General features: G+C 34.5%; 11 protein-coding genes. 1 reads left to right on the top strand and 10 read right to left on the bottom strand.

The annotated features are described in order from the left end of the window. Positions 1–103: 103 nt before the first annotated feature. The 10 genes from AC1RRN_RS11980 to AC1RRN_RS11935 all read right to left on the bottom strand — a co-directional run bounded on the left by AC1RRN_RS11980 (position 104) and on the right by AC1RRN_RS11935 (position 14,816). The gene (locus AC1RRN_RS11980) at positions 104–751 is read right to left on the bottom strand and encodes an HAD family hydrolase (protein ID WP_492967519.1); all 648 of its coding nucleotides are present in this window, start codon (positions 749–751) and stop codon (positions 104–106) included. A gap of 4 nt (positions 752–755) precedes the next feature. After that, positions 756–1,964: a BaiN/RdsA family NAD(P)/FAD-dependent oxidoreductase gene (locus AC1RRN_RS11975; protein WP_492967518.1), complete on the bottom strand. Its 1,209-nt coding sequence runs from the start codon at positions 1,962–1,964 to the stop codon at positions 756–758. 79 nt (positions 1,965–2,043) lie between these two features. After that, entirely contained in the window at positions 2,044–2,727 is a 684-nt protein-coding gene (locus AC1RRN_RS11970) for a glycerophosphodiester phosphodiesterase (protein WP_492967517.1), read from the bottom strand. A gap of 167 nt (positions 2,728–2,894) precedes the next feature. After that, positions 2,895–4,562, bottom strand: coding sequence for an alpha-amylase family glycosyl hydrolase (locus tag AC1RRN_RS11965; protein WP_492967516.1), 1,668 nt, complete (start codon positions 4,560–4,562; stop codon positions 2,895–2,897). A 284-nt stretch (positions 4,563–4,846) separates the two neighbouring features. Beyond that, complete coding sequence (locus AC1RRN_RS11960) at positions 4,847–6,706, bottom strand: glycoside hydrolase family 13 protein (protein WP_492967515.1); 1,860 nt, start codon at positions 6,704–6,706, stop codon at positions 4,847–4,849. A 198-nt stretch (positions 6,707–6,904) separates the two neighbouring features. After that, positions 6,905–9,019, bottom strand: a complete 2,115-nt coding sequence (locus AC1RRN_RS11955) for a glycoside hydrolase family 97 protein (RefSeq protein ID WP_492967514.1) — start codon at positions 9,017–9,019, stop codon at positions 6,905–6,907. Positions 9,020–9,039: 20 nt separating this feature from the next. Further along, complete coding sequence (locus AC1RRN_RS11950) at positions 9,040–11,343, bottom strand: glycoside hydrolase family 65 protein (protein WP_492967513.1); 2,304 nt, start codon at positions 11,341–11,343, stop codon at positions 9,040–9,042. A gap of 237 nt (positions 11,344–11,580) precedes the next feature. Beyond that, entirely contained in the window at positions 11,581–12,234 is a 654-nt protein-coding gene (pgmB, locus tag AC1RRN_RS11945) for a beta-phosphoglucomutase (protein WP_492967554.1), read from the bottom strand. 15 nt (positions 12,235–12,249) lie between these two features. Then, positions 12,250–13,605: an MFS transporter gene (locus AC1RRN_RS11940; protein WP_492967512.1), complete on the bottom strand. Its 1,356-nt coding sequence runs from the start codon at positions 13,603–13,605 to the stop codon at positions 12,250–12,252. Positions 13,606–13,784: 179 nt separating this feature from the next. After that, positions 13,785–14,816 (bottom strand): LacI family DNA-binding transcriptional regulator, encoded by a 1,032-nt coding sequence (locus AC1RRN_RS11935; RefSeq protein ID WP_492967511.1) that lies wholly within the window; start codon positions 14,814–14,816, stop codon positions 13,785–13,787. 235 nt (positions 14,817–15,051) lie between these two features. Between AC1RRN_RS11935 and AC1RRN_RS11930 the strand changes: the two genes are divergently transcribed. Then, positions 15,052–18,027, top strand: a complete 2,976-nt coding sequence (locus tag AC1RRN_RS11930; RefSeq protein WP_492967510.1) for a SusC/RagA family TonB-linked outer membrane protein — start codon at positions 15,052–15,054, stop codon at positions 18,025–18,027. The last annotated feature ends 25 nt before the right edge of the window (positions 18,028–18,052 follow it).

Genomic DNA, 18,052 nt, shown 5'->3' with positions numbered 1-18,052 from the left:
CAGAATCTGTAAATTCTTGTTAATTCGGATTTTTTGAGTTTTCAGTCGCAGTCTCAGTCTTCAGCTGTATTGTCTTAGACTGAAAACTGCGACTGAAAACTTTTTACAATATTTCAATTAAATCTGATGGCGTATTTATTACCAATTTAGCACCGCTGGCCATCAGTTCGTCTTCTGTTCGATAACCCCATGAAACACCAAGAGGAAACATATTGGCATTATTCGCTGTCAACATATCAATATCAGAATCACCTATAAAAATGATTTCTTCGGTGTTTAAATTCCAGTTTTTGCTTATTTCTATCGCTTCAAACGGATTTGGTTTTTTAAGTGCTTCACTGCTTAAACCAACGGCAGTGTTAAAATAATCCGGGAATATTTCTGATGCTATTTTTTTGGTAAGCTCATCTGCTTTGTTTGAGAAAACTGCCAATTTGATATCTCTTGAAACCAAATGATCCAGCAATTCAACAATACCTGCGTAAGGTTTTGTTTTCAGCGTGCAAATTTCGCGATAAGCTGCAATCATATTTTCGAAACAGATTTCGATTTCATTCTCAGAATTGTTTGATGCAGGCAATGCTTTGCTTACTAGATTTCGCAATCCACTTCCAATAAAATATTGATAAGTATCGTAAGTATGTGTTGGATAATTTAGATCCGTTAGCACGGCATTCATTGCATCTGAAATGTCTTCTAATGAGTTGACTAGTGTTCCGTCTAAATCAAAAATAATTCCTTTATATTTCATTCTGTTAAATATTATTTGCTAAAATAAACCCGCTTGTCCAGGCATTTTGGAAGTTAAAACCTCCGGTTATGGCGTCGATATTTACAATTTCTCCAGCAAAATAAAGGTTTTGATGCAATTTACTTTCCATAGTTTTAAAGTTGATTTCTTTTAAATCGATACCACCAGCTGTAACAAATTCTTCTTTAAAAGTACTTTTTCCATTTACTTGAAATTTTCCTTTTGTAAGCTGAGAAGCTAAATTCTGCAATTGTATTTTAGACAAATCAGCCCATTTTGTTTCGGCTTCAATTTCAGAAGCTAAAACCAAACTTTCCCATAAACGATTCGGAAAGTCGAAAGGAGATTTTTTTGAAACGGCTTTTTTAGCGTGTTCTTGTTTTAAGTCTTTTAGGATTTTTTCTGCATCTTCTGTATCTACATCATTTAACCAATTGACAAAAATGGTAAATTGATAATTTTTATCGTGTAAAATGCGTGCGCCCCAAGCCGAAAGTTTCAGGATTGCAGGTCCACTCATTCCCCAATGTGTGATTAATAAAGGTCCGGTTGATTCTAGTTTGGTATCTTTTACGTTAACTGTTACTTGAGCAGCAACACCGGGCAATTCTTTTATCCGTGGATCTTTGATATTGAAAGTAAATAAGGAAGGGACGGGACTGACAATGGCGTGACCTTTTTCCTGTAACATTTCCCAGATTTTAGGGTTGCTTCCTGTTGCCAGAACTAATTTTTCTGTGGCGTAATTTTCGTCTTGCGTATCAATTTTCCAATGATTTTCGGCTTTAAAAATCGATTGTACGCTTTGTCCGGTCAATATTTTTACACCTAATTTTCCTGTTTCCTCTAAGAAACAATCGATGATAGTTTGAGAAGAATTCGAAACAGGAAACATTCGCCCATCGTCTTCTATTTTTAATTCTACGCCATGTTTTTCGAACCATTCTATGGTATCGCCCGAACAAAATTGATGAAAAGGTCCACGAAGTTCTTTTTCGCCGCGAGGATAAAATTTAACCAATTCGTTTGGTTCAAAACAAGCGTGCGTAACGTTGCATCGTCCGCCTCCGGAAACGCGGACTTTAGAAAGCACTTCTTTTCCTCTTTCTAAAATGGCAATTTTTAATTTCGGATTTTTCTCTGCAATATTAATTGCAGTGAAAAAACCTGCAGCGCCTCCGCCCACGATGATGATGTCGAAATTTTTGATCATATTTTTGTTTTTAGCCACGAATTCACGAATTTTTATTCTCAAAGATTATCAAAAAATAATTCGTGAATTCGTGGCTATCTTATATTTTGTCTGGAAAATCAGTTATGATTCCGTTTACTTTATAACTTTTTATTTTTTGAATGTCTTCTTCAATATTAACTGTCCATGGTAAAACGAGAAATTCTTTTTGTTGCATTTCCCTAGTGTTTTCTTCAGTTAATAAATGATAATAAGGATGAATCGCTTTTGCTTTTATGGTTTCGGCGAAAGCCACAGCCAAGTTAAGATCTGTTTCAGTTAAAACACCAATCGGAATTTTAGAATCTAAATTGTGAACTTCCTGTAAAGCAATCCAGTCAAAACTTGAAACAATAAAATGATCATAACTCCAGTTTTTTTCTGAAACATAATCATCAATTAAAGAAACAACTTTTGTTAAAGTATCGGCATTCTTTAGTTCTATATTGATGAAACATTTTTTGTTTACAAGGTCAAAAACTTCTTTTAAAGTTGGAATTTCGTATTGATCAGCAACCAAAAACGATTTTAACTCGGGCAAAGATAAGGTATTTACAAAACCTTTTCCGTTTGTCATTTTGTCGATGGTTTCGTCGTGAATTACGATAATATGCCCGTCAGCGCTCAAATGAACATCGAGTTCAATTCCGTCTGAATTTAATTCTAATGCTTTCTGGAAAGCTTGCAAAGTATTCTCAGGTTCATATGCTTTTGCACCTCTGTGAGCTATTTTTAGAATATTCATTTTTTAAGGTTCAGAGGTGCAAAGGTACAAAGGTGCAGAGGAAAAATAATAGCCACAGATTAAAGGATTTACACAGATTTTTTAAAAATCATTTTAAACCTTTAATATGTGGCTAAAAACTTTGTGAATCTTTGTGTAATTCTTCGTGTTTCTCTGTGGTAAAATGGCTATTCTTTTTCCAGTAAAACAATATCAAAATCACTTTCTATAATTACTTTTCCATCAATAACTTCTGTATTTTGATTGGAGTAGGAGTCTTTTAATTTAATCCCGTTTTGGAAGATATCGCCGACAGGAAGTTCTTTTCTGCCTTTTGGTAAATCTAAACCGATAACAACTTTATCTTCGAAAGTTCCTTTTGAGAAAGTTCTGGAGAAAACATAAAATTCAGAACTAATTTGTTGATGAATTCCAGCGCCTATTGCAGGATGATTTTTTCTGAATTGCCCTAATTTTTGCCAATGCAAAAGTATTTTTTTGGTTTCCTGATTGTTCAGAATATCATCCCAATTCATGTTCGAACGTAAAGTTGCATCGCCTTGAGTGCCTTCTACAACTAAAGATCTTCCAGATTCATCACCGTAATACACTTGCGACATTCCCGGAGAAAGTAATAATTTGGTTCCGGCTTCAATACCTTTTACCCGATTAGCATCGAAAGGTTGACCGTCATCGTGTGACGACATATAATTAAGGACAGAATATCCTTTTAAATCATTGTTCAAAGCATTCGAATATTTAGAAAACAAACCTTCATAATTGTTTTGAGCTGCGTTCCATTTAAATTCAAAATTGATCATACTATTAAAACCATTCTGAAAATAATTTACTTTTCGGTCTCCAAAATCATAATCCTGTCCACCGCTGATTCCGTAACCGTAAACTTCGGCAATCGTATAAAACGGATTTTGATCTAAAACCTGTAATGGATGATGTTTCTTCCAGGTTTCAAAAGCATATTCACATTCTTTTTTAAAATCGGCCCAAACGTCTTCGTCAGTATGTTTTACAGTGTCGGCTCGGTAACCGTCAACTCCAAATTCTAGGATATAATCTGTCAGCCATTTTATGATATAATATTTTGGTGTTCTTGGATAATTTGTTCTTTTGAAAAATTGATCCAAAGAAGCGATTTCTTTTTCATAACGGCCTTCTTTTTTCCATTTTTCGATTAAAAAAGAAGGTAATTCAACTTCCTGAACGCTTTCTGTTCTAACGTCTGGAAGGTTGTCAACCAAAGTACACATTGTAGTATTTTCGAACGATTTGTAATCACAAACTACTCCAGTTCTAACCCAATCCGAAGGCCAAACAGGATCTTCTGGCGTTACTGGTCCGGTATGATTGATAACACCGTCCAGAATTATTCTAATGCCTTTTTCGTGTGCTTTTTGAACCAATTTTGCTAAGTCTTCCTTAGTTCCGAAATTCGGATCCAAAGCGGTCCAATCTCTTGCCCAATAACCATGAAAGCCATAACTCAAACCAGTTCCTTCGTCAACGCCATCGTGAATCTGTTCAACAATCGGCGTAAGCCAAATGGCATTTATTCCTAATTTTTCAAAATATCCTGATTCGATTTTTTTTGTAATTCCGATGATGTCACCGCCTTCAAAACCGCGTAATTTTCCCGGAGTTTTGGTTCGGTTAAAGTTTATATCGTTAGCTGTATTTCCATTATAAAAACGATCGGTAAGTAAAAAGTAAACATTTGCTCCTTCCCAGACGAAAGGTGTTTTCGGAGTATTTTCATTATTCATTGAAACTGATTTTGAGCCAGAACAACTCGTGATTAAGAATACTAAAGGTAAAAAAAGGAAAGTGTATTTTTTCATTTATTTCAAATTTAACGAAGATTTATAATAAAAGTTCCGCCACGAATTCACGAATTTTTATTCTCATAGATTGTTAAATAATTCGTGAATTCGTGGCGGAAAAACTTTGTATTAATTTTTAAACACATAGAATCATAGCATTTCTTTGTCTAAAAAAGATTTAAATAAATGACTAGTCATTTACACATAGCTTTGGGTATTAGCAATGCTATGTTTGTTTAAACAAGTGAAATGCCTTTTATCGACCTGAAAAATCTATGTCTCTATGTGTTTAAATAAAATATTTATTCCAATTCTAAAACCAAAGCTGATTTTGGTTCTAAAGTAATCTCAGTAGTTAAATCAAATATTTTTCCTGTCAAAACATCTTTACCTGATTTAAAGTTTTTGATGTTTTCTTTAAAACGATTTGTTTTGATAGTTTGCGGTTTTGCATTATTATTGAAAACAACCATGACCGTTTTCGCATCATTATATCTGAAATACACATAAGTGTTATTTTCCGGAATATAATGTGTCATTTTTCCAGTATGAATGGCTTCATTTGATTTTCTCCAATTGAATAATTTTGAAGTAAAATCAAAATATTGCTTTTGTTGAGCTGTTCTTCCTGCTGCGGTTAATGCATTGTTTTTATCGCCAGCCCATCCGCTAGGAAAATCCTGACGAATATCGGCGTCTCCTTTGCCTTTATCTCCGCCCATTCCAATTTCTGAACCGTAATAAACTTGTGGAATTCCACGAATGGTTGCTATTAAAGTCATCGCAAGTTTGTATTTTGGAAAATCGTATTTAAACTTATCATTCATACGATCAGTGTCATGATTTTCGGCAAAAACCAAAATGTTGTTCGTATTTGGATATAAATAATCCATTGCAAAATTGTTATAGAATTTAATCAACCCGTTGTCCCAGCTTTGTTCGTCTTCGTTGAAAGCAGAAGTAACCTGGCTTTGAAGTGTAAAATCCATTACACTTGGCAAATTCGAATTATAGTTTTCAATAGCACCAATTTTACTGTCCTTTTGCCAAAAAGCTAAATTAGCCTGATTGTGCATCCATATTTCTCCAACAATATTAAAATTCGGATATTCATTCGTAATTGATTTTGCCCAATTGGCCATTGCTGTTTTATCCGAATAATTATAAGTATCCACTCTGAATCCGTCAAGATTAGCAAATTCGATCCACCAGATGGCATTTTGAGTTAAGTATTTAGCCACTAAAGGATTTCTCAAATTCAAGTCGGGCATAGAAGGTACAAACCATCCGTCAACACAAACTTCCTGATCTATTTTTGAAGCATGAATATCTGTAATTACCTCACGTCTGTGGTGTGTTTGCGTGAAGTTTTCAAATTGATTGAACCAGGTTTTAGTTGGCATGTCTTTCATCATCCAGTGGGTAATTCCCCAGTGATTCGTAACATAGTCCATAACCAGTTTCATGTTTTTTTTATGCATTTCTGATGATAAACGAACATAATCTTCGTTCGTTCCGTAACGCGGATCTATTTTGTAAACGTCTGACTGCGCATAGCCATGATACGAATGCTGTTTGTCGTTGTCTTCGCATAAAGGCGTGTTCCAGATTGTAGTTGCACCTAAAGATGAAATATAATCTAAGTTTTTAATAATTCCTTCAATATCTCCGCCGTGACGCCCGGCCGGTTCTGCACGATTTCCTTGTTCAGTTAAAGAAGCATTGCTGTCGTTTTTCGGATTTCCGTTAGCAAAACGATCCGGCATTATTAGGTAAATTAGGTCTGAAGAATCGTAACTTTTTCGGTCAGCCGAATTGGCTCTTCTTTCCTTAAGAGAATATTTTTGAGTAAAAGCGACTTTGTTATTGGTTTTAAAAGAGAAAACCAATTCAGAAGCTTTGATGTTTTGCGTGTCAATAGTTACGAAAAGATAGTTTGGGTTTTCTGTTTTTTCGACATTTTTAATCGCAACATTATTAGAAACCGAAGCTTCATACTGTGCAATATTTTTTCCGTAGAACATAATCTGCAGCTCCGGATTTTTCATTCCTGCGTACCAAAATGGTGGTTCAACTTTCTGAATTTGCGCTTTCGCGGAAGCAGAAAATATCAGAATGAAAAGGAATATTTTGTAGAATGTGTGGTTGGCTTGAATTCTCATAATTTAAAGTTTTAGTTTTCCTGCAAGGTTTTCAAAACCTTGTAGGTATGTTTGAGAAAATTTTAAACCTACAAGGTTTTGAAAACCTTGCAGGAAGCTAGAATTTAAACTATAAAAGAAAATGTAAGAACATTTAAGATAAAAGCTGGGGAGATTTCTATTTAAATGGACTTACATTTCTTATATGGTTAATTAAAATTATTTCGTTTCAATTATGCTGATTGCATAACCTCCCCCCGCAGCAGATAACTGAGATAATTTTGATTTATTTGTTACAGCAATTTTCTTGATCGTATAAGCTTGCGGATTTGTTTTGTAATGCGCCTCTTTTGCATCAGCATAAATGGTTGCTGTGTATTTTTTGCCTTTTTCAAGGAAACTAAAATCGATGTTTGATGTACGAGGAGTTTCTCCATTTACGTTTCCAACGAACCAGTTGTTTGTTCCTTTTGCTTTACGAGCAACTGTGATAAAATCGCCTGGTTCAGCCTCAATATATTTGCTTTCTGACCAATCTACAGCCACATCTTTAATGAATTGGAAAGCATCTGGAAAACGGTTGTAGTTTTCTGGAGTATCTGCCGCCATTTGCAAAGGACTATACATCGTAACGTATAAAGCCAATTGATTACAAATTGTACTGTTTACATGCGATTTGTTGTCCGGATTCATTTTGCTGATGTCCATTTCGAAGATTCCAGGAGTATAATCCATTGGCCCTCCAATTAAACGTGTAAATGGTAAAACAGTAACGTGATTTGGTTTAGAACCTCCAAAAGCCTGGTATTCTGTTCCTCTTGCTGCTTCGTTTCCAATTAAGTTCGGATATGTTCTGCAAATTCCTGTTGGACGAACTGCTTCGTGAGCATTCACCATAATTTTATAATCAGCTGCTTTTTCAATAGCATATTGATAATGGTTTACAATCCATTGATCGTAATGATTTTCACCGCGAGGTAAAATATCTCCAACGTAACCGCTTTTTACAGCATCGTATCCGTTGTCTTTCATGAATTGGTATGCTTTGTCCATGTGACGCTCGTAGTTACGAACAGAACCTGAAGTTTCGTGGTGCATGATAATTTTGATTCCTTTAGATTTTGCGTATTCGTGCAAACCTTTTACATCAAAATCAGGGTAAGGCGTTAGGAAATCAAAAACATAATCTTTTGAATGTCCAAACCAGTCTTCCCATCCTTCGTTCCATCCTTCCACTAAAACAGCGTCGAAACCATTTGCAGCAGCAAAATCAATGTATTTTTTTACATTGGCATTGTTTGCACCGTGCGTTCCGCTTGGTTTTGCTTTTGAGAAATCAGAAACTCCCAATTGAACCGTTGGAAAATCATTTGTATATGACCAAGAGCTTTTTCCTGTAATCATTTCCCACCAAACACCAACATATTTTACGGGTTTAATCCAGGAAGTATCGTCAATTTTTGATGGATCATTTAAGTTTAAAGTCATTTTTGAAGCTAAGATTTCTCTAGCGTCATCACTAACCATAACTGTTCTCCATGGCGAATGACTTGGTGCCTGAATATAACCTTTATCTCCTTTTGCATCTGGTGTTAACCAAGATTCGAAAATCATATTTTTATCATCTAAATTCAAATGCATACAAGAATAATTGATCAAAGCCGCTTCGTGCAAGTTGATGTAGATTCCATCAGCGGTTTTTAACATCAAAGAAGTCTGAACTCCAGTTGGTGAAAAAGATTTTTGAGAAACGTTTGCCGTATAGGCTTTTTGAGATAAACCTCTAATTTCTGATAATTTTGATTTTGTATAATCGTATTCCTGTGTATCATAATCTCCCGGAATCCAAAATGCCGTGTGGTCGCCCGCCATAGCAAATTGTGTTCTTTCTTCTTTGATTACGAAGTAAGTAAGATTCTTTTGAGTTGGAAATTCATATCTAAATCCAAGTCCGTCTTCAAACAAACGAAAACGAATTACGATTTGTCTGTCCGTTCCTTTTTGATTTAAAGTAACAGCCAATTCATTATAATGATTTCTGATATTGTCTACTTCTCCCCAAACCGGTTTCCAGGTTTCATCAAAAGTGGACGTTTTTGTATCCACAACTGTAAAATCATTCAATAAAGATTTTTTGTCATCTTTAAGTTCAAGACCTAATTTACTCGTTTTTACTACTTCTTTGTTTTTGTATTTTAAGCTGTAAGTTGGCGTTCCGTCGTTTTGAAGCGAAAATTCCATTACGAACTTTCCTTCGGGTGATTTTAATTGTTGCGCTCCTGCAATGTTGCAAAAAGCAAACAAGATTAAACTTGCGAAAAATAAGTTTTTCATGTTTTTAATTTTAAGAGTATTTAATTTATTTGTACAAATTTACCTGCAATTTCAGGTTTTCCGTTAACTATAATAGTTAAATCTTGATCGCCGTCTACGGTAAAAGTTGTTTCGTTATGATTTACAGCTACTTTCAAAATTTGATTTCTGAAATTAATTTTAAAAGAATACCCTTTCCACTCTTTTGGAATTTTCGGAGAAAAATGAAGCTGGTCATTTTTAACACGCATTCCTCCAAAACCTTCTACAATACTCATCCATGTTCCGGCCATTGAAGTAATATGACAACCTTCTTCTACTTCTTTATTATAATCGTCCAAATCCAGACGAGAAGTTCTTAAATAGAAAGTGTATGCCATGTCCATTTTATCTAAAACAGCAGCCTGAATCGAGTGTACGCAAGGCGAAAGTGAACTTTCATGAACTGTAAAAGACTCATAAAAATCAAAGTTTCTTTCTAATTTTTCTCTTGAAAAATGATCTTCGAAGAAATAAAAACATTGTAAAACATCGGCTTGTTTAATATAAGGAGAACGTAAAACGCGATCCCAAGACCATTTTTGGTTAATTGGTCTTTGAGAACGATCTAAATCTTTTACGGGAACTAAATCTTTGTCTAAGAAACCATCTTGCTGCAAATAAATACCCAATTCCTTTGAAATAGGGAAGTACATATCATCGGCTACTTTTTTCCATTCCTGGATTTCATTAGCAGATAATTTCACTTTTTCAAGAACACGTTTGTGATCAGCAGGATATTCCAGCGCAACTTTATTGATTTGTTCCGATGCATAATCGATACACCATTTTGCAATATAATTGGTGTAGAAATTATTGTTGATGTTATTCTCATATTCGTTTGGACCAGTAACTCCAAGAATCACATATTGATTTTTCTCTTTTGAGAAAGAAGCTCTTTGGTGCCAGAAACGCGCAATTCCGATTAAAACTTCAAGACCTTTTTCAGGAATATAAGAGTAATCGCCAGTGTAACGGTAATAGTTGTAAATCGCAAAAGCAATCGCACCATTTCTGTGGATTTCTTCGTGCGTGATTTCCCATTCGTTGTGACATTCTTCACCGTTCATGGTAACCATTGGGTACAATGCTGCACCATTTTTGAAACCTAAATTGTCTTTAGCATTTTCAATCGCTTTATCTAATTGATTGAAACGGTAAGTCAATAAATTTCTCGCAACTTGCTGATCTTTTGTCGCCATGTAAAACGGAATACAATACGCTTCAGTGTCCCAATAAGTAGATCCGCCGTATTTTTCTCCTGTAAAGCCTTTTGGTCCAATATTCAAACGAGAATCTTTTCCTAAATACGTTTGATTTAATTGGAAGATATTGAAACGAATTCCCTGTTGTGCTTTTACATCGCCATCAATTGTAATATCTGACATTTCCCAGATTTTTGCCCAAGCTTCAATTTGATTTTGAAGTAATGCATCATATCCTAAATTAACCGCAGCTTTAATTGTTTTTTCGGCTGCAGCCAAAGTGTTTTCGTGGTTTAAAGAAACCGTATATCCACCAACTTTTTGAATGGCTGAGGTTTGCCCTTTAGCGATAATTGTTCCGTAAGTAAACTGAACTTTATCAGTAGTTGAGTCGATTGTTGAAGGTGAAATGTTTACGTTTTCTCCGTTGGCAAAAATCGTATTGTGCATGAAAGTCGTAACTTTAAAATGCGTTTTAAAAGTCTGCGCCGTTACAAAAGCCTCGTTTGCACCTTTTTTTACTTCAAGAGGTTCCCAGAATTTTTCTTCCCAGTTGGCATCTTCATTGGTAACTCCTGCATCAATATAAGGTTTGTAAACAATTTTAGCATCTTTGTTTAAAGGCGTGATTTCGTATTTGATAATTCCGGCTTCATCCAGATCCAAAGAAAGAAAACGGCGAATGTTTACGGCGATTTCAGTTCCGTTTTTTAATGTCGCTTCAAAAGAACGGTTGTACCATCCTTCTTTCATATTCAATTCTCTACGGAAGTTTTTAACCTCAGAACAAGTATTTAAATCTAAGTTTTCTTCGTTGATTTTAACGTCAATTCCAATCCAGTTTGGTGCGTTTAATACTTTTGCAAAATATTTTGGATAGCCGTTTTTCCACCAGCCTACTTTAGTTTTGTCCGGATAATAAATTCCGGCGATGTAGCTTCCCTGAAAAGTTTCGCCAGAGTATGTTTCCTCAAAATTGGCACGTTGTCCCATAGCACCGTTTCCGATACTAAAAAGACTCTCAGACGATTTTACTCTTTCTACATCAAATCCTTCTTCTATGATGGACCAATTGTCTGGTTTTATATAATCTTGATTCATTTTTTTTTAATTAGATAATTGGGCAATTAGATAATTAGATAATGTGCCGATTTGATAATTTTTAATAATTACTGCTTTGGCTATTCTAATTTGATTTTATCTTTTAATTGCTCGTTTGTACTATTTTACTTTTTTATTTAGTTGATTTATTTTTCAAGCTAATTAGATAATCAGTCAATTAGATAATCAGAAAATTCAAGTTTGGAGAATTATCCAATTATCTAATTGGCACATTTTCTAATTAATTAGTTTCTCAATAAAGCTTGTTTTGATTTGGGTAAAATCTTTAAAAATATAATCAGCTTCATGTAAAATTGTTTCCTCACCAATTCCAACACTTACCATTTCTCCTATGTTTGCTGCCTGAATTCCGGCAACAGAATCTTCAAATACAATTGCATTTTTTGGATCAATATTTAATAATTGAGCCGCTTTTAAGAAAACCTCCGGATCTGGTTTGGCATTGGTAACGTCGTTTCCGTCAACAATAACATCGAAATACGAAAGGATTCCTGTTTTTTCAAGAATTGGTCGGGCATTTTTACTCGCAGAACCCAACGCAATTCCCTGGTTTTTATCTTTTAATAGTTGCAGAATTTTAAAAACTCCAGGAAGAATCTCGCTTTCGTCCATGTCAACTAAATAAGATAAGTAATCTTCATTTTTTTGAATCAGCCATTTGTCTTTGTCTTCCTGAGAAGCCTGAACATTTCCTAATCCAAGTATAATATCTAACGAACGTACACGGCTCACGCCTTTAAGCAGTTCGTTGTCTTCATGCGTAAAATTTATGTTTAAAGACTGAGCAATTTTTTGCCAGGCTAAAAAATGGTATTTGGCGGTATCAACGATCACGCCGTCAAGATCGAATATGAATGCTTTTTTCATTATAAGGGGAATTCTTATTTATGATTTTTGAATAGTGTCGTCTACATCTTTTACTTTGTAGACTAAAAGAGCAGCAATTAAAAAACTTACCCCGCTTGTTATTAAGGCATAGATTGCATCGCCATTGTAAAGATATTTTACAATTGGACCTCCGATTAGTGCGTTTACAATTTGTGGAATAACGACGAAGAAGTTGAAAATACCCATGTAAACTCCCATTTTTTTAGGAGCAATTGATCCTGCAAGAATAGCGTACGGCATAGCCAAAATACTTGCCCAGGCAACTCCAATTAAAATCATTGGAAGAACAACCCAGTCTTCATTCGGCATAAAATAAATGGAAATTAATCCGATTCCTCCAATGATAAGAGATAGCGCATGAGTAGATTTACGACCGATTTTTTTAGCGATAAACGGTAAGAAAAACAATGCGATAATAGCAGAAACTAAATTGTAAACCCCAAATAAAATTCCAACCCAATCTCCAGCATCCTGATACTGTTGACTTGAAGTGTCGTTTAATGGTAATCCGTAAATGTGATGTGCAATTGCCGGAGTTGTAAAAACCCACATTCCGAATAATCCAAACCAGGAGAAAAACTGCACCCAGCTTAGCTGACGCATAGTGGTTGGCATTTTTGCAAAATCAGAAAAAATATCTGTTAGTTTTGATTTTTCTTCAGAAGGAACATCAACTTCACTTTGTGGATCTTCAAAATTGGCTAATTCTTCAGGAGTATATTCTTTTGTTGTAAAAAGCGTCACCAGAATTGAACCAATTAAAACAGCAGCACCAAGGATAAATGATAATTTCAGATTTAAAGGGATACTTCCGGGAATGGCATTGTTTGAAATGTGAAACCATTTTGTTAAAACATAAGGCAAAGCCGAACCAATAACAGCTCCAAAACCAATTAATGAAGTTTGAATACTGAATCCTGCGGTACGCTGATCGGTTCTTAAATTATCACCAACTAAAGCTCTAAATGGCTCCATCGCAATGTTGAAAGAGGCATCCATAATCATTAACATTCCGGCTCCAACCCATAAAGCTGGCAATACAGAAATGAAAATATTAGCCTGAGGCATTAAAATTAATCCAACCGAAGCTAAAATAGCACCTACAAGAAAAAAGGGCTTTCGTCTTCCGAAACGTCCCCAGGTTTTATCACTGTAATGACCAATAACGGGTTGCACTATTAATCCCATAAGAGGAGCAATAATCCAAAACCATGATAGTTCATGTACGTCGGCACCAAAAATTTGAAGAATTCTGCTGGCATTTGCATTCTGAAGTGCAAACCCCATTTGTATTCCTAAGAAACCGAAACTCATGTTCCAAATTTCCCAGAAACTTAATTTACGCTTTTCCATTATCGTAATTAAAAAATTAATTAGACGATAAGCGCTTTGCTTATCAAAACTTACTGTTTTTTTCGAAGTAAAAGTAAAAGCTTTGACGGCCGTAAAAGTATAAATTAATTTTAGATATATACTAACAAAAAAGCCATAAATATTTTTTATGGCTTTAGAATGTGTTGATTTTAAGAATTTTAGTCAGTAGATTCTCTTTTTATTAAATGTGTTTCTATGACTTCAGTAGTATAATTTTCGTTTTCTTCATCATCGTCGTCATGTTCGGCTTCAAGCCTTTCAATTAACATTTTAGCGGCTTTATTTCCCATTTTTTCACCACTTTGACTTACAGTTGTAATGCTTGGCGTTGAGTATTTTGAAATAATTCCGTCAGTAAAAGCGATTACGGCCAAATCTTCGGGAACTTTAAGTCCCATTTTGTTTGCCGTTTTGATAATTGTTACGGCAAAAAGTTCATTTACAGCAAAAACAGCATCAAAAGCCCTATCGTGTAAAAGTTGGCTAATTGTGATTTCACAGGTGTCTACATCTTCAATTTTGATTATTAAATCTTCGTTGAAAGGTAATCCATTGTCCAGAAGTGCTTTTTCGTAACCATCTGTTCTTAGTTTTCCAACACTTACATAATCGACAGTAGTCACTAAAGCGATCTTTTTTCTTCCATTATCAATTAAACTCTGAACCGCTTCATAAGCAGCAGCTTTATCATCAATAATAACTTTGTCGCATAAAATATCGTTGGTTACACGGTCGAACATTACAACCGGCATTCCCTGATTTATAACCTCGGTAATGTGGTGAAAGTCGCCCTTATACTGGGTTTCTTTGGAGAGGGACATGATAAAACCATCAATGCTTCCATTAGCTAACATCTCCATATTCAGGACTTCTTTATCAAAAGAATCATCAGATAAACATATCACAACACTGTAGCCATTTTCGTTAGCAACCTGTTCAATTCCGTTGATTACAGTCGAGAAAAAATAATGTACAATTTCCGGAATGATAATACCAATACTTTTGGTTTTTCGATTTTTTAAACTAAGGGCAATATTGTTGGGTTTATAGTTGTAAAACTTTGCAAAAGCCTGGACTTTTAAGCGCGTTTCTTCCCCTATTTCTAAGCTGTTTCTAAGTGATTTTGAGACAGTTGAAATAGATACGTCCAGTTCCTTTGCAATCTGTTTTAAGGTGATTTTGCGTTTCATATGTATTATTGAAAAAAATCTAATTAATAATAAAGGTATCTTTTATTTTCTGATTTAGCATTTTTTGACTTAAAAGATTACAAAAAATAGAAAGTTTTCAACACTACCACGTTTTCGTAAACCAATTAAAATGGCCTCTTGTTGAGCGTGTTAAAATATTCCTAATTTTGAAATTCGAAGTAAAATTAAAAACTTAACTAACAATCACAAACTCAAACTAATTTAAACAAAAAGTATGAAAACAATTTACAAAAAGTTGTTATTTTTATTCCTATTGTTGCCGTTTTCTGTGTTAGCTCAAAACACATTAAGCGGGACTGTTGTCGATAAAGCAACAGGTCAGCCAATACCGGGAGTAAATGTAAATGTACAAGGTGCTCCAAGCGGTGCATCAACAGGATTTGATGGTAATTACCAACTATCAAATGTTAAAAGCGGAAACAAAATTGTTGTTTCTTTTATTGGATACAAAACGCAAACCCTTGATTTCAATGGGCAAAAAACTTTAAACGTTTCTTTAGAAGAAGATACGAATCAACTTAAGGAAGTTGTGGTACAGGTAGGTTACGGTACTGTTAAGAAAAAAGATGCAACAGGTTCTGTGTCACAAATCTCTGCAAAAGAATTTAATAAAGGTATTAATGTTACTCCAGAAAGTTTAATTAGTGGCCGTATTGCAGGTGTTAACGTTACAGGAGGCGGAGCACCAGGAGCAAAAGCGGATATTAGAATTCGTGGAGGATCTTCATTAACTGCTTCTAATGAACCATTAATCGTTTTAGACGGATTGCCTTTAAGTAATGCTGTTCCAAGTGGAGCAACAAGTATCTTATCGACTATTGATCCTAATGATATTGAGTCGTTTACAGTTCTTAAAGATGCAGCAGCAGCAGCAATCTACGGATCTAGAGCAGCAAATGGAGTTATTGTTATTACAACTAAAAAAGGAACAAAAGGTGGTGTAAAAGTTAACTTTAGTTCTCAGGTTGGTATTAACACAGTAGCAAATCAGGTTGATGTATTAAGTGCTGATCAATTTCGTGAATTAGTAAAAACAAAAGGTTCAGCAACTCAACAAGGTTTAATGGGTACTGCAAATACAAACTGGCAGGATGAAATTTTCCATACTGCATTAACAACCAACAATAATATATCTGTTAGTGGTGCTTTATTTGATAAATTGCCTGTACGTTTATCTGTTGGAAACGTTGATAATCCTGGAATCTTAAGAAACACTTCTTTTGAAAGAACTACGACATCGTTATCGTTAAATCCGGTTTTGTTTGATAATCATTTGAAAATTGATATTAGTGGAAACTTATCTTTTGGAAAAAATCAATTTCAGGATGAAGCTGCAGTAATTGGAAGCGCTATAGGTTTTGATCCTACGCAGTCTGTTTACAGTGCAGGTTCTCGTTACGGAGGATATTTTGAATGGTTAGAAAGTAATGGAAATTTACCATTATTGCCAGCAAGAAACCCTGTTGCAAGATTAAATCAGGATGAAAGAAGAGCAACTTCAACCAGAAAATGGGGGAATGTTAGATTGGATTATAAATTCCATTTCTTTGAAGATTTAAGAATCGTTGCTGAAGCTGGTATTGACAGATTTGATAGTAGTGGTTATACTGAAGTTAGTACTCAAAGTGCTTTAGGTTATCAGCCAAATCCATTTAGTTCAGGGAATTGGACTAATGTTGGTAACTATTCAAGTTATACTGATATGTTGCAAAACAAAAACTTAAATACTTATTTCAACTATACAAAAGACTTAGGTAAATTTAAAATTGACGCGACAGCAGGTTATAACTACCAATTGTTTCAAAAAGAGAAATATCAATCTGGAGAAACAAGACAACCAAATCCTAATGAAGATGTTATTACTGATCCGGACATCAACTTACAATCTTACTTTGGACGTTTGAATTTAGGATATGATAGCAGATATTTAGTAACTTTAAACTATAGAAGAGACGGAACTTCACGTTTTTCTGAAGAAAACAGATGGGGTAATTTTGCCGGAGTTGCTTTAGCATGGAACGTTGCAGAAGAGTCTTTCTTAAAAGATAACGAAACTTTATCAAGCTTAAAATTAAGATTTGGATATGGTACAACAGGACAACAAGATATTCCTGCGCAATACGATTATTTAAGACGTGTTACTTTAGGAACAATTAATACACAGTATATTTTTGGTGGAAAAGTATATTCTACTGCAAGACCTGAAGGTTATAACGAAAATATTAAATGGGAAGAATTAGCTGAAACTAACGTTGGTATTGATTTTGGTTTCCTTAATGACAGAATCACTGGTACAGTGAACTACTTTGATAAAAAATCAAGTGATTTATTAGCTGATGTTGTGGTTCCTGATGGAGCAAATATCAGAAACCAAGGTACTTATAACATTGGAAGTGTAAGAACGAAAGGTATTGAATTTAATATTCAGTCCGATATCGTTAAAAATGATAATTTAACATGGAATGTTGCTTTTAATACAACTTACATTGATCAAAAAATTACTGATTTAGGAATTACTGTTCCTGGTTTCCAAGGTTACCTTTCAGGAGATAATATTGCAGGAGGTGCTGGAAATAAAATTCAGGTTAACTCAGTAGGTTATGCACCTAACTCATTCTTAGTATACGAGCAATTATATGATGCTAATAAAAAACCAATTGCTGGTGCGTATGTAGACAGAAATGGTGATGGAAAATTAGACGATGCAGATCGTTACAGATTTCACAAACCAACACCAGATTATACGTTCGGTTTGTTCTCTACTTTAAACTACAAAAAGTTTGATTTTACAATGAACTGGAGAGCTAGTTTGGGGAATTATATTTTTGATAACGTAAGTTCTAATTTAGGTTACTCAGATGCTGGTTTAAGAAGACAAACGGATTTATCTAACGTAAGTTCAGATTATCTTAATACTGGTTTCACTTTTGAAGATAATGGTACATCACGTTATTTGTCTAACTATTTTATTAAAGATGCTTCTTTTATCAAACTTGACAATGTAACTCTTGGATATACTTTTGATAAGACATTACTAAAAGCAGCTTCTTTAAGATTTACTGCAGGAGTTCAAAATGTTTTTGTTCTTACGAAATATGACGGTTTAGATCCAGAGAAATTCAACGGAATTGATAATAATGTTTACCCAAGAGCCAGAACTTTCTTGTTTGGAGTAAATGCAAATTTCTAGTAGAATATTGAAAACAAATTTTAAA

The organism is Flavobacterium sp. GW821-FHT11G01, from assembly GCF_058808175.1.
This window is presented reverse-complemented; position numbering and strand designations above follow the sequence as displayed.

Bases quoted from the DNA above. Each gene is read 5' to 3' on its own strand.
- AC1RRN_RS11950 (WP_492967513.1), bottom strand. From the start codon at position 11,343: ATGAATCAAGATTATATAAAACCAGACAATTGGTCCATCATAGAAGAA.
- AC1RRN_RS11940 (WP_492967512.1), bottom strand. From the start codon at position 13,605: ATGGAAAAGCGTAAATTAAGTTTCTGGGAAATTTGGAACATGAGTTTC.
- AC1RRN_RS11930 (WP_492967510.1), top strand. From the start codon at position 15,052: ATGAAAACAATTTACAAAAAGTTGTTATTTTTATTCCTATTGTTGCCG.
- AC1RRN_RS11965 (WP_492967516.1), bottom strand. From the start codon at position 4,562: ATGAAAAAATACACTTTCCTTTTTTTACCTTTAGTATTCTTAATCACG.
- AC1RRN_RS11970 (WP_492967517.1), bottom strand. From the start codon at position 2,727: ATGAATATTCTAAAAATAGCTCACAGAGGTGCAAAAGCATATGAACCT.
- AC1RRN_RS11980 (WP_492967519.1), bottom strand. From the start codon at position 751: ATGAAATATAAAGGAATTATTTTTGATTTAGACGGAACACTAGTCAAC.
- AC1RRN_RS11975 (WP_492967518.1), bottom strand. From the start codon at position 1,964: ATGATCAAAAATTTCGACATCATCATCGTGGGCGGAGGCGCTGCAGGT.
- AC1RRN_RS11960 (WP_492967515.1), bottom strand. From the start codon at position 6,706: ATGAGAATTCAAGCCAACCACACATTCTACAAAATATTCCTTTTCATT.
- AC1RRN_RS11955 (WP_492967514.1), bottom strand. From the start codon at position 9,019: ATGAAAAACTTATTTTTCGCAAGTTTAATCTTGTTTGCTTTTTGCAAC.
- AC1RRN_RS11935 (WP_492967511.1), bottom strand. From the start codon at position 14,816: ATGAAACGCAAAATCACCTTAAAACAGATTGCAAAGGAACTGGACGTA.